Origin of the sequence: Megamonas hypermegale (genome assembly GCF_900187035.1) — a bacterium.
Lineage (GTDB): Bacteria > Bacillota > Negativicutes > Selenomonadales > Selenomonadaceae > Megamonas > Megamonas hypermegale.
Genome location: NZ_LT906446.1, coordinates 1,361,167 through 1,373,746, shown reverse-complemented (window position 1 = coordinate 1,373,746; position 12,580 = coordinate 1,361,167). Strand labels below are relative to the sequence as shown.

Sequence of the window (12,580 nt, the reverse complement as noted above, 5' to 3'; positions counted from 1 at the left end):
AAAAATATTTTAGCATATTAATAAAATTTTTCCCAAAAAGTTACTATGTTTGTTTGACAAAATATAAGGCTACGGCTATAATGGATTGAGGTTGATTTTAATGATGAAAATAAATGTATCGGAAATAGCTGAAAGAATTGGTCATGAAATGGCTTTTAGTTTTGATGCAAAACCCGAAGACATAGGACAACTCATAGATGATTGTGAGCTTACTGGTCCCATCATGGTCAAAGGAACCGCTGTAAACACAGGAATGTGTTTTCGCATAGAAGGAAATATCACTTGCTTAGTCGCATGTATTTGCGATAGATGTCTTGAAAGATATCAAGTAGAGGGAAATTATCCTTTTGCGGAAGAATTTACACGAGATGAAAATCTTGCAAAAACTGAAGATATGAATTGTTTTGACGGCGATATTATCGATATCGGCGATTTAGTGCGCGATATTATAATTTCTGCTCAGCCGACAAAGCATTTATGCAGTGAAGATTGTAAAGGTTTATGTAGTGTATGCGGTGCTAATTTGAATAAAACCGAATGCGGCTGTAATCGGGAAACTATTGACCCGAGACTTGCAGCTTTGCAGGAATTATTACAAAAAAACAGGTAAAAGCATTTTGCTTTTTAAGTCCTTTATTCGTTAAGGAGGTGTGTAGTCAATGGCAGTACCTAAGCGTAAAATGTCTAAAGCTCGCCGTGACAGACGTCGTGCTAACTGGAAATTAGAAGCTCCTGGTTATGTTGCATGCCCACAGTGTCATGAACCAAAAATGCCTCATCATGTTTGCACTGAATGTGGTTATTATGATGGTAAAGAAGTTATCGCATCTGAAGAATAATTTTTTGGAGCGAATGTATATGCTCTCTTTATAGATATAGTTTTAGTTGATTAACTGACGGTATCTATAAAGAGAGCATATTTTATTTTTATAGAAATTTTACTTGCCAAGCCAAATAAAAATTTGTATAATAACAAATTGTAACTGGTTTTATTATCTGGTACTAAAAGTTGGTGTGAAGGATGAAACGTGAAAAAAAGCGAATAAGACAAAGTCTATTAATAGATTACATGAAAACAAAGCCTTTTTTTACAGATGAGGACTTGGCAAAACTTTTGAATGTCAGTATACAGACTATCAGGTTAGACCGTTTAGAACTTGGTATTCCGGAGCTTCGAGAGCGAATAAAACAATTAGCGGAAGCTACACAAAAGAAAGTTAAATCTATTAGTAGCAAAGAAGTTTCTGGGGAACTTATAGATTTGGAGCTTGGGAAATCAGGTATTTCCTTGCTTAATATTACTGAAGATATGGTTTTTGAAAAGTCCAGAGTAGCTAAAGGTGAATATATGTTTGCGCAGGCTAATTCGTTAGCATTAGCACTCATTGACGCGCCGATGGCTGTGACTGGCGTAGCTAATATGAAATATAAAGCCCCAGTACATGTTGGTGATAAATTAGTCGCCAAAGCTGAATTAAAACACAGACGAGGAAATAAATTTTTTGTCTGGGTAAAAATCAAAAATGGTACTAAAGAAGTTTTCCGTGCAAAATTTATTTTAGTTTCATTGGAAAGTAATGGAGGACCGAAGGTATGAAAATTGCAGTGGATGCTATGGGCGGTGACTTTGCACCTGAGCAAATTGTAAAGGGTGCTGCATGGGCCGTTAAACGCTATGGTTGTGAAATTGTACTAGTCGGTGATAGAACTCAAATACAAACGCAGCTGGAAAAATATTATCCAGAATGGAAAAATAGTGAAGATAGTAAAATTACTATTCATCATGCCAGTGATATAATCGGTATGGGAGAACATCCAGGAGTAGCTGTTCGTCGTAAAAAAGACTCTTCAATCGTTGTAGCTACACGTTTAGTAAAAGATGGTGAGTGTGATGCAGTTGTATCAGCTGGAAATACAGGAGCAGCAGCAGCTTCTGCGCTATTTGTATTAGGTCGTATAAAAGGAATAGATAGACCTACAATAGCCACTCCAATACCGACGGCTAAAGGCGGAGCAACTTTATTGTTGGATTCAGGAGCTAATGTAGATTGTAAACCAAAGCATTTATTGCAAAGTGCATTAATGGGTTCTATTTATGCTAAATGTGTATTAGGCAAACAAAATCCCGCAGTCGGTCTATTGAACATTGGTGAAGAGGCTACCAAAGGTAATGAACAAGCACAACAAACTTATCCACTATTGAAAGCAATGAAGACAATTAATTTCCAAGGTAATGCCGAAGGACGAGACATTCCTAGTGGTAATTTTGATGTAGTAGTTTGTGATGGTTTTGTAGGAAATATTGTTTTAAAATTTGCTGAAGGTTTAGCTAAAACTTTAGTTAAAATGGCAAAAGATGCCGTACAAAATGGTGGAATTTTAGCCAAAATAGGTGCACTTCTTTTGATGCCAGCACTTAAAAAAATGGGTAAAGAGATAGATGTTACTGAATATGGTGGAGCTCCTTTACTAGGAGTTAATGGTTGTTGTATAATATCTCATGGTAGTTCTAATGCCAAGTCTATTTGCAATGCGATAAGACAGGCTTGTGAGTACGTTAAAAAAGACGTATTAACTCAAATTAGAGATAATATAGATAAGGAGGAAATTCTAAGCCATGACACTGAAATTAAATAGTGCGGGCATTCTGGGCCTAGGTTATTATGTTCCAGAGAAAATCCTTACTAATGCAGATATTGAAAAATTGGTAGATACTAATGATGAGTGGATTACTGAACGTACTGGTATCAAAGAAAGACGTATTTGTGCGCCAGAACAGGCAACATCTGATTTAGCTTTGATAGCAGCACAAAGAGCATTAGAAGATGCTAAGGTTTCAGCTGAAGAACTCGATATGATTATTGTTGCTACAATTTCAGCTGATAGTAATACACCATCTACTGCTTGTATTTTGCAGGAAAAATTAGGAGCAAAAAATGCAGCCGCTTTCGATTTATCGGCAGCTTGCTCTGGTTTTGTTTACAGTTCAGCAATTGCAACGCAGTTCATTGAAACAGGTGTATATAAAAAAGTATTAGTAGTAGGTGCCGAAACTTTATCAAAATTCGTTAATTGGGAAGATAGAAATACTTGTATTATATTTGCTGATGGTGCCGGTGCAGCCGTTTTTGGCGTAGTTGAAGACGGTTACGGTATGTTATCTTTTGACCTTGGAGCAGATGGTTCTGGAGCAGAAACGATTGAAATTCCAGGTGGTGGAAGTAGACACCCTGCTGACCAAGAATCAATTGATAATCACATGCATTGCTTGCATATGAATGGTAAAGAAACTTTCCGTTTTGCTGTAAAAGCTATGGGTTCAACTGTTATAAAATCCTTAGAACGAGCAGGCTTAACGAAAGAAGATATTGATTATTTAATTCCGCATCAAGCAAATATCAGAATTATTCAATCGGCAGCAAAAAGATTGCATCTTCCTATGGAAAAAGTATTTGTCAATATTGAAAAATATGGCAATGCCTCAGCCGCTTCAATTCCTATTGCTCTAGCAGAAGCTGAGCAAGAAGGTAAATTGAAAAAAGGTGAAATCATAGCTCTTTCTGGTTTTGGTGCGGGTCTTACATGGGCATCATGTATTATGAAATGGGCTAAGGAGGACTAAAAGATGTTCGAAAACAATCCTATCTGTAAATTATTAAATATTAAATATCCAATATTTCAAGGCGGTATGGCTTGGCTTGGGACAGCTGAATTAGCTTCAGCAGTTTCAAATGCTGGTGGTCTTGGTATTATTGGAGCAGGACATATGCCTCCTGATCTTTTAAGAGCCGAAATACAAAAAGTAAAAAAATGGACAGATAAGCCATTTGGCGTAAATATAATGCTTATGTCTCCATTTGTTAAAGAAGTTATTCAAGTAGTTCTTGATGAACGAGTACCAGTTATAACAACAGGTGCAGGTAATCCAGGTGAATACATACCTGCATTTAAAGAAATTGGTACTAAAGTAATACCAGTAGTTGCGTCTGTAGCACTTGCTAAACGCTTAGTACGTACTGGTGTTGATGCTGTTATCGCTGAAGGTACTGAAAGCGGTGGTCATGTAGGAGAAATCACTACAATGGCACTTGTACCGCAAGTTGTAGATGCTATTGATATTCCTGTTATCGCAGCTGGTGGTATCGGTGATAGCCGCGGTATGGCAGCAGCTTTTGCACTTGGTGCATGTGGCGTACAAATGGGCTCTCGTTTTGTTGTTTCTGAAGAATGTATTGCCCATGAAAATTATAAAAAAATGGTAATAAAAGCAAAAGACCGTTCTACTGTTGTAACAGGTCGTTCTACAGGTCATCCTGTACGTGTTATTGCAAATAAATTAACACGTAAATTTGATGAAATGGAAAAAGCTAATGCACCAATCGAAGAAATTGAAAAACTTGGTGCTGGCGGATTAAACCTCGCTGCTAGAAAAGGCGATGTAGAAATGGGTTCTGTTATGATTGGACAGATTTGTGGTATGTTCAAAGAAGTAAAACCTGTTAAACAGATTATCGATGAAATAGTAAGTGGTCTTGATACTACTTTTCAAAAAGCAGAAAATAATTGTAAATAATTAATTATAAATTAATTGAAAATGAAAGGGTGATTAGATGGGTAAATTAGCATTTTTATTCCCAGGTCAGGGTTCTCAAGTTGTCGGAATGGGTAAAGATTTTTACGATAAATATGATATCGCAAAAAAATTGTTTAAAGAAGCAGATGAAGCACTTGGATATTCCATTATGGATATGTGCTTTAATGGCCCTGCTGAGGATTTAAAGCTTACAGCTAATACACAACCAGCTATTTTAACAATGAGTGTTATTTGTAATGAACTTTTAAAAGAAAACGGTATCACTCCAGAAATCGTTGGTGGTCATAGTTTAGGTGAATATTCTGCACTCGTAGCAGCTGGTTCATTAAAATTTGCTGATGCTGTATATCTCGTACATAAACGTGGTATGTACATGCAGGAAGCTGTGCCAGTAGGTGAAGGCGGCATGGCTGCTATTATTGGACTTGACCGTGATAAAATTGTTGAAATTTGTGAACAAGTAACAGCTTCTACAGCTTTAGTACAAGCTGTAAACTTCAACTGTCCAGGTCAAATAGTTATTGCGGGTACTGCTAAAGGTGTAGAAACAGCTAGTGAAGAAATGACAAAAGCTGGCGCTAAAAAATGTGTTATTTTACCAGTTAGTGCACCATTCCATAGTAAATTAATGGAACCTGCTGCAGCTAAACTTGCTATTGAACTTGACAAAGTTGTAGTTAGTGATGCTAAAATTCCAGTTGTAACAAATGTAACAGCTGAAGCATTAACAAAAGCTGAAGATATTAAAGTAAGCCTTGTAAAACAAGCAGCAAGCCCTGTTAAATGGGAAGATTGTGTTGCAACAATGAAAGAATTTGGTGCAGATACTTATGTTGAAGTAGGCCCAGGTAAAGTTTTATGTGGTTTTAATAAACGAATTGACCGCAAACTTAAATCCTTAAATGTAGAAAATATCGAAACTCTTGAAAAAACTCTTGACTATTTCAAGGAGGTTCGATAATATGCTTTTAGATGGTAAGATTGCTCTAGTAACTGGAGCATCTCGAGGCATTGGTAGAGCCATTGCTATTGAGCTTGCCAAAGAAGGCGCTACAGTTGCTATAAACTATGCAGGAAATAAAACTGCTGCTGAAGAAGTACAAAATATAATAACTGAAATGGGCGGCAAAGCTATGATTATTCAAGCAGATGTCAGTGATGAAAATTCTGCTATGAATATGGTTGAAGAAGTAATCAAAGAATTTGGCGGTATTGATATATTAGTAAATAATGCAGGTATTACACGCGATGGATTATTTATTCGTATGAAAGAAGACGATTGGAATGCTGTTATCAATACAAATTTAACAGGTATTTTCAATTGTACAAAAGTTGCTGCTAAATACATGATGAAAAAACGCTCTGGTAAAATTATCAATATGTCTTCTGTATCTGGTATCATGGGTAATGCAGGTCAGACAAATTATGCGGCAGCAAAAGCTGGTGTAATTGGTTTTACAAAATCTTTAGCACGTGAAATGGCAAGTCGTGGCATCACTGTAAATGCAGTAGCTCCAGGTTTCATTGCTACAGATATGACAGCTGCTATGCCAGAAAAAGCTCAGGAACACGTTTTAGCTTCCATACCACTTGGTAAAATGGGCGAACCAAAAGATATAGCTAATGCAGTGTTATTCTTAGCATCTGATAAGGCTTCATATATTACAGGCCAGGTTATCCATGTTGATGGCGGTATGGTAATGTAATATTGCAGTAATATATTTAGAATAAATAAGGTTATTCTGAGGAGGAGGTGACAAGGATGTCTACTTTTGAAAAAGTTAGAGATATCGTAGTTGAACAGTTAGGTGTTGAAGCTGATGAAGTTAATATCGATTCTACTTTCATCGACGATTTAGGTGCAGACTCTCTTGACATTGTAGAATTAATCATGGCTTTTGAAGAAGAATTCGGTATCGAAATCCCTGATGAAGCTGCTGAAAAAATTAAAACTGTTCAGGATGTTGTAACCTATATTGACCAGCATAAATAATTTTAGCGTTTATTTAGAAAGTCCCGTGGTTAAGTTCCACGGGATTTTCTAAAGATAGTACAAAAGAGCGGATTGGAGGAGTTAATTTGAAACTTCCAGAACTGAAAATTGGCAATAGAATTGCAAAGGTACCAATTATTCAAGGTGGTATGGCTGTACGTTTATCTACTGCAAGACTGGCTGCTGCCGTTGCAAATGAAGGCGGCATTGGGCTAATTGCTGCATCTGGTATGCCGACTGATGAATTAAGGTACGAAATTCGCTTGGCGCGGTCTTTAACGTCTGGAATTATTGGTATTAATATCATGGTTGCAGCTAGAGGATTTAGTGAAGTTGTAAAAACTGCTATTGAAGAAGGTATTGACCTTGTAGTAGCTGGTGCAGGATTTTCCCGCGATATGTTTGGTCTTGGAAAAGAATCAGGTACACCTATAGTACCGATTGTTTCATCTGTTAAATTAGCGAAAATATCCCAACGTCTTGGCGCTACTGCTATAGTTGTAGAAGGAAAAGAAGCTGGCGGCCATTTAGGAACCACTTCTTCTATACGTGAGTTGATTCCTGCTATCACTAAGGCAGTAGATATTCCTGTTGTTGCAGCAGGCGGTGTACTTACTGGTCAGGACATTGTTGATCTTATAAAGATGGGTGCAAACGGTGTTCAAATGGGCTCACGTTTTGCAGCTAGTGAAGAATCTAATGCTGCTCCGGCACTTAAAAGATTTTATTTGAATTCTCAACCGGACGACATTGTGGTTATACATTCTCCGGTAGGTCTTCCAGGGCGTGCCGTAAGAAATCCTTTTGCGGATAGAATTATGGTAGGTCCAGTTCCACCAAAAACTTGTAAAGCATGTCTTAAGAATTGTAAACATAATTTCTGCATAATAGATGCTTTAATTCGTGCAGAACAAGGTGATGTGGAAACTGGTTTGGTGTTTACAGGCGAATATATACACAGAATCAAAGAAATATTGCCGGTTAAAGAGATTATTTCTCGTTTGAAATCTGAAATTGCGGCAATAGACTAAATGAGAGGTGTTTGTTTTGACAAATAGAGTAGTTATTACTGGTTTAGGAGCAATATCTCCTATCGGTATTGGTAAAGACGCTTTTTGGCAAGGCTTAGTTGCAGGTAAGAGCGGTATAGATAAAATCACTCATTTTGATGCCAGTGATTTTAAAGCTCAGATTGCAGCAGAAGTAAAAGACTTTAAAGCGGCTGATTTCATTGATAAAAAAGAAGCAAGACGCATGGATAGATATACTCAATTTGCTATTGCTGCTACAAAACTTGCTTTTGAAGATGCGAAAATGGATTTATCAAAAGAAGATAAAGAACGCATTGGTGTATTCATTGGTAGTGGTATTGGTGGTATTGAAACACTTCATGACCAATACAAAGTTATTTTTGAAAAAGGTCCTTCCCGCGTTAGCCCTTTCTGTGTTCCTATGATGATTAGTAACATGGCTGCTGGAATGACTTCCATTACTTTTGGCTTACAAGGTCCAAGCATTTGCCCTGTAACAGCTTGTGCAACTGGTACAAATGCTATTGGTGATGCAATGCGTGTAATTCAGCGTGGTGAAGCTGATGTTATGGTAGCAGGTGGTACAGAAGCTTGTATTTCTCCTCTTCCAGTAGCAGGCTTTGCTTCTATGAAAGCACTTTGCACAGATATGAACGATAATCCACAGAAAGCTTCTCGTCCATTTGATAAAAATCGTAGCGGTTTTATCATGGGTGAAGGTTCTGGTGTCGTTGTTTTAGAAAGCTATGAACATGCTGTAGCACGTGGTGCTGAAATTTATGCAGAACTTGCAGGTTATGCAATGACTTCTGATGCTTATCATATGACAAGCCCTGACCCAGATGCAAAACAGCCAGCTCGTTGCTTTGTAAATGTAGTAAAAGATGCAGGTCTTGAAATGACTGATGTTGATTATATTAATGCTCACGGTACATCTACTCAGCTTAATGAAAAAACAGAAACTAATGCCATTAAACGTGCTTTTGGCGACCATGCTTATAAATTAGCAATCAGTTCAAATAAATCCATGATTGGACATCTTCTTGGTGCAGCTGGTGGTATTGAATGTATTGCTACAGCTTTAACAATAAAAAATGGTATTATTCCACCAACAATTAACTATGAAACTCCTGATGAAGAATTAGATTTGGATTATGTACCTAATGTAGCTAGAAAACAAGATGTAAATGTTGCTATTTCCAATTCATTAGGTTTTGGTGGTCATAATGCAACTATTCTTTTGAAGAAGATTAAATAAGGTTTTTTCAATGGAAATATCACAAAAACGTAAAGTAAATTTATCTGTATTAGAAACTGCTTTAGGTGTAAAATTTAAAGATATTACTTTATTAAATCAAGCTTTGACACATACATCGTATGCTAATGAATATAAAGGCATAATTTTTCATAATGAACGATTGGAATTTTTAGGTGATGCTGTATTGGAATTAGCTTCTAGTACGTATTTATACAATCATTTCAATCAAATGCCAGAAGGAGAACTTACAAAAGCTAGAGCTTCTGTCGTATGTGAAGCAAGTCTTGCTAAATTAGCGAGAAAACTTCATGTAGGTGAGTACTTATTGCTTGGTAAAGGTGAAAGATTAACTGGCGGAGAAAATCGTTCTTCGATTTTAGCTGATGCTTTTGAATCAATTATTGGCGCTATTTATTTAGACCAAGGTTGGAACACGGCATACAATTACGTTTTAGATAAATTAAATGAAGAATTTATTGCTGTAGAACATGGTTATAATTTAAAAGATTATAAGACTATTTTACAAGAAGTTGTACAAGGTAAAGGTCAACATGTGGAATATAAATTATTATCCGAAGAAGGCCCAGACCACGCTAAGATATTTGAATTTGCTGTAGAAGTAAATGGTAAAATTGACGGAGTAGGTAAAGGTACAACGAAAAAAGAAGCAGAACAGCATGCCGCTTTTGCAGCATTAAAAAAATATGGTATAGAAAAATAATAAATAGATAACAGGAGGAGAAATCTTCCTGTTATTTTTGTATAAAAAAGAAATAAGGTAATGATTATGATAAAAGAATTAAAAACAGGTATTATTGGTGTGGCTAAAACAATTGTCAATGAACAAAATACAGCTAAAGCCATGAAAAGTGGTACACTTGATGTTTTTGCTACGCCGTGTATGTGTGCTTTAATGGAAGAAGCTTCTTGCAGTTGCATTAATGCATATTTAGATGAAGGCTGTGGCACTGTAGGAATAAGTCTTAACATAACACATGATAGACCGAGTGCCATAGGTGATGAAATCGTCGCAACAGCAACACTTATCAAAATTGAAGGCAGAAAACTTACTTTTGAAGTGCAAGCAAAAGATGATGATAAGATAATTGGCAAAGGAACGCATGAACGTTTTATCATAAATAATGAAAAATTCATGGCAAAATTGAATAAGTAAATAAAAAAGATGATAGGCATATATAAAGCGCTTATCATCTTTTTTTGTGGATATAAATTTTTAATAGATTGTTTTATCTTGTTTTTGAGCGAAAGCTTCAAATGTTTTTATGGTCATATCACGGTCTTGAGGTACTAAATCCAAAACAGAAGCATCTGAACATTTGCCTTCAATGAAGTTGTAAATGAAATCATCACGGAAACCTATATCAGCAGCGTCTTTAGCAGTGTTGCCATAATAAACTTTTTTGATATTTGCCCAAATTATAGCAGATAAACACATTGGGCAAGGATAGCAAGAAGTATACAGCGTGCAATCTGTTAAATCGTGCGTATTTAATTTTTTGCAAGCATCGCGAATGGCTTCGATTTCTGCATGGCAAGTTGGATCGTGATTGATTAGTACGCGATTATGTCCTTTGCCGACGATTTTATCATCTTTAACTACAACGGCACCGAAAGGGCCACCTTCATTTGTTTGTAAATTATTATTGGCTTCAGAAGTTGCTTTTAACATAAATTCTTGATTATACATAAATAATTCTCCTATTGTAATTTTGCATAGATATTATAACACAATGCGTTGACATATAGTGATGGATACTATTATAATAATGCGGGTTTATAATTTATCTTTTATTAGTTTTAGAAAGAGAGGCAGTTATGAAAAAATTTTATGATGTAGAAGAGAAAGTTCCTCTTTTGCAAGCTGTACCACTCAGTTTACAGCATTTATTTGCGATGTTTGGTTCAACAGTATTAGTGCCGTTTTTATTGCATGTAAATCCAGCTACAGCTTTATTTATGAATGGTATTGGTACGCTCTTATACTTAATTATCTGTAAAGGTAAATTGCCTGCATATTTGGGCTCTAGCTTTGCATTTATTTCTCCTGTATTAGCAGTACTGGCAACAAGTGGCATGAGTTATGGCGATGCACAGGGCGGTTTTATTGCTTTTGGTATATCGTTTATCATTTTATCTTTCGTTGTAGGTAAAGTTGGAACGAGTTGGATTGATGTCATTTTACCGCCAGCCGCTATGGGGGCTGTTGTAGCTGTCATCGGTTTAGAGCTTGCGCCACTGGCATTAGATATGTCTGGCTTTGTTAGTAATACCATGGAAACGCAAGGCATACCGAATGAACTTGCTATGATTACATCAGTGTTTACATTGGGCGTTGCGATACTCGCTTCTGTAATTGGTCGTGGCTTTTTAAGCGTAATCCCTGTATTAATTGGCGTAGTAGCGGGCTATATCATGGCTTTATGTTTGGGTATTGTAGATTTATCCGCTGTGGAAAATGCACCATGGATACAAGTTCCAACATTTTATGAACCGAGCTTTAATTTCCATGCTATTATGATTATCATGCCAGCTTTATTCGTTGTATTTGCAGAACATATCGGTCATGTAGTCGTTACAAGCAGTATCGTAAACCGCGATTTAATTAAAAATCCGGGACTTAATCGCTCATTGTTTGCTGATGGTATATCAAATGTAATTTCTGGTTTCGTTGGTTCTACACCGAATACTACATACGGTGAAAATATGGGCGTTATGGCTATTACTCGCGTGTACAGTATATGGGTAATTGGCGGTGCAGCTGTTTTTGCTATTGTATTTTCTTTTATCGGTAAAGTAGCAGCACTCATTCATTCCATTCCATCTCCAGTAATGGGTGGTATTAGTGTATTATTGTTTGGTGTAATCGCTTGTTCTGGTATTCGTATGTTGATTGAAAAGAAAGTTGATTATACAAAGACAAAGAATATGATTTTGACAGCTGTTACCATGATTAGTGGTCTCAGCGGTGCCGCAATAAATGTTGGTCCTGTTCAGCTCAAGGGCATGGGGCTTGCTGTTGTCTGCGGTATGGTTATAAGTATTGTATTTTATATTTTTGCTAAATTAGGCATAGATAATAAAGAATAAGAAACGGAAAAAAGACCTTTAGTAGCAATACACTATTAAAGGTCTTTTTCATTAAAATTTTTCGTAGTGAATTTTATTTTCGTTCCATTTATTTTTTACTTTTGGTGTTTCAGCAGGATAACCAAAGGCAATCATCCATAAAGGCACTATGTTTTCAGGCAAAGAGAAATATTGACGAATAGGTTCAATGCGTTCTGCATTAGGATAAACACCTATCCAGCAACTGCCAACGCCGAGTTTTTTAGCTGCAATCAGCATATTTTCGGTAGCTGCGGCACAATCTTGTTCGCAATAATCTATGAATGGATTGCAATTTATATTTGCACAGACGAGCATGCCTAAAGGTGCATTTTTTATTGGCATGGCATAAGGCGTGAACGATGACATTTTTTCAAGCGTTTGAGGATTTTGCACGATTAAAAATTCCCATGGTTGAGTATTTTTAGCACTAGGCGCACTAAAACCTGCTTGTAAAATCTGTTTTAATACTTCAGGTTCTATTTTTTTAGTTTGAAATTTGCGTACACTTGTACGGTTTAAAATATCTTGCATGATAACACCTCCAAGGAATAATATCTTTAAAAATATTATACCAT

At 36.4% G+C, this 12,580-nt stretch carries 16 protein-coding genes; 14 read left to right on the top strand and 2 right to left on the bottom strand.

Annotated features, from left to right (window positions below; translation table 11 throughout):
* Nucleotides 1-100 precede the first annotated feature (100 nt).
* The 13 genes from CKV65_RS06535 to CKV65_RS06475 all read left to right on the top strand — a co-directional run bounded on the left by CKV65_RS06535 (nt 101) and on the right by CKV65_RS06475 (nt 10,050).
* Nucleotides 101-610 carry a YceD family protein gene (locus CKV65_RS06535; protein ID WP_027889868.1) on the top strand — a complete coding sequence of 170 codons (510 nt, stop codon included), beginning with the start codon at nt 101-103 and terminating at the stop codon, nt 608-610.
* A 49-nt stretch (nt 611-659) separates the two neighbouring features.
* Entirely contained in the window at nt 660-839 is a 180-nt protein-coding gene (rpmF, locus tag CKV65_RS06530) for a 50S ribosomal protein L32 (RefSeq protein ID WP_027889867.1), read from the top strand.
* Nucleotides 840-1,021: 182 nt separating this feature from the next.
* Entirely contained in the window at nt 1,022-1,597 is a 576-nt protein-coding gene (gene fapR, locus CKV65_RS06525) for a transcription factor FapR (protein ID WP_027889866.1), read from the top strand.
* On the top strand, nt 1,594-2,637 hold the full coding sequence (gene plsX, locus CKV65_RS06520; RefSeq protein WP_027889865.1) for a phosphate acyltransferase PlsX: 1,044 nt from the start codon (nt 1,594-1,596) through the stop codon (nt 2,635-2,637). The genes fapR and plsX overlap by 4 nt, the downstream gene beginning before the upstream one ends.
* Nucleotides 2,618-3,622, top strand: a complete 1,005-nt coding sequence (locus CKV65_RS06515) for a beta-ketoacyl-ACP synthase III (protein WP_027889864.1) — start codon at nt 2,618-2,620, stop codon at nt 3,620-3,622. Before plsX ends, CKV65_RS06515 begins: the two co-directional genes overlap by 20 nt.
* A gap of 3 nt (nt 3,623-3,625) precedes the next feature.
* The gene (gene fabK / locus CKV65_RS06510; protein WP_027889863.1) at nt 3,626-4,573 is read left to right on the top strand and encodes an enoyl-[acyl-carrier-protein] reductase FabK; all 948 of its coding nucleotides are present in this window, start codon (nt 3,626-3,628) and stop codon (nt 4,571-4,573) included.
* Between the two features lie 37 nt (nt 4,574-4,610).
* Nucleotides 4,611-5,555, top strand: coding sequence for an ACP S-malonyltransferase (fabD, locus tag CKV65_RS06505; RefSeq protein ID WP_027889862.1), 945 nt, complete (start codon nt 4,611-4,613; stop codon nt 5,553-5,555).
* A gap of 1 nt (nt 5,556) precedes the next feature.
* Nucleotides 5,557-6,300, top strand: coding sequence for a 3-oxoacyl-[acyl-carrier-protein] reductase (fabG, locus tag CKV65_RS06500; RefSeq protein WP_027889861.1), 744 nt, complete (start codon nt 5,557-5,559; stop codon nt 6,298-6,300).
* A gap of 56 nt (nt 6,301-6,356) precedes the next feature.
* A complete protein-coding gene (locus CKV65_RS06495; protein ID WP_027889860.1) occupies nt 6,357-6,587 on the top strand; it encodes an acyl carrier protein in 231 nt (76 codons plus the stop codon).
* An 86-nt stretch (nt 6,588-6,673) separates the two neighbouring features.
* Entirely contained in the window at nt 6,674-7,618 is a 945-nt protein-coding gene (locus tag CKV65_RS06490; protein WP_027889859.1) for an NAD(P)H-dependent flavin oxidoreductase, read from the top strand.
* Nucleotides 7,619-7,634: 16 nt separating this feature from the next.
* Nucleotides 7,635-8,876, top strand: coding sequence for a beta-ketoacyl-ACP synthase II (gene fabF / locus CKV65_RS06485; RefSeq protein WP_027889858.1), 1,242 nt, complete (start codon nt 7,635-7,637; stop codon nt 8,874-8,876).
* Nucleotides 8,877-8,886: 10 nt separating this feature from the next.
* The gene (gene rnc, locus CKV65_RS06480) at nt 8,887-9,597 is read left to right on the top strand and encodes a ribonuclease III (RefSeq protein ID WP_027889857.1); all 711 of its coding nucleotides are present in this window, start codon (nt 8,887-8,889) and stop codon (nt 9,595-9,597) included.
* A 66-nt stretch (nt 9,598-9,663) separates the two neighbouring features.
* Complete coding sequence (locus CKV65_RS06475) at nt 9,664-10,050, top strand: thioesterase family protein (protein ID WP_051177592.1); 387 nt, start codon at nt 9,664-9,666, stop codon at nt 10,048-10,050.
* Nucleotides 10,051-10,110: 60 nt separating this feature from the next.
* Here CKV65_RS06475 and CKV65_RS06470 read toward each other — a convergent pair whose 3' ends face one another.
* Nucleotides 10,111-10,584 carry a nucleoside deaminase gene (locus tag CKV65_RS06470; protein WP_027889855.1) on the bottom strand — a complete coding sequence of 158 codons (474 nt, stop codon included), beginning with the start codon at nt 10,582-10,584 and terminating at the stop codon, nt 10,111-10,113.
* A 128-nt stretch (nt 10,585-10,712) separates the two neighbouring features.
* On the opposite strand from CKV65_RS06470, the gene uraA reads away from it, so the two are divergent.
* Nucleotides 10,713-11,984: a uracil permease gene (uraA, locus tag CKV65_RS06465; RefSeq protein ID WP_027889854.1), complete on the top strand. Its 1,272-nt coding sequence runs from the start codon at nt 10,713-10,715 to the stop codon at nt 11,982-11,984.
* Nucleotides 11,985-12,035: 51 nt separating this feature from the next.
* On the opposite strand, the gene CKV65_RS06460 is transcribed toward uraA, so the two are convergent.
* Nucleotides 12,036-12,536 carry a nitroreductase family protein gene (locus CKV65_RS06460; protein ID WP_027889853.1) on the bottom strand — a complete coding sequence of 167 codons (501 nt, stop codon included), beginning with the start codon at nt 12,534-12,536 and terminating at the stop codon, nt 12,036-12,038.
* Between the last annotated feature and the right edge of the window lie 44 nt (nt 12,537-12,580).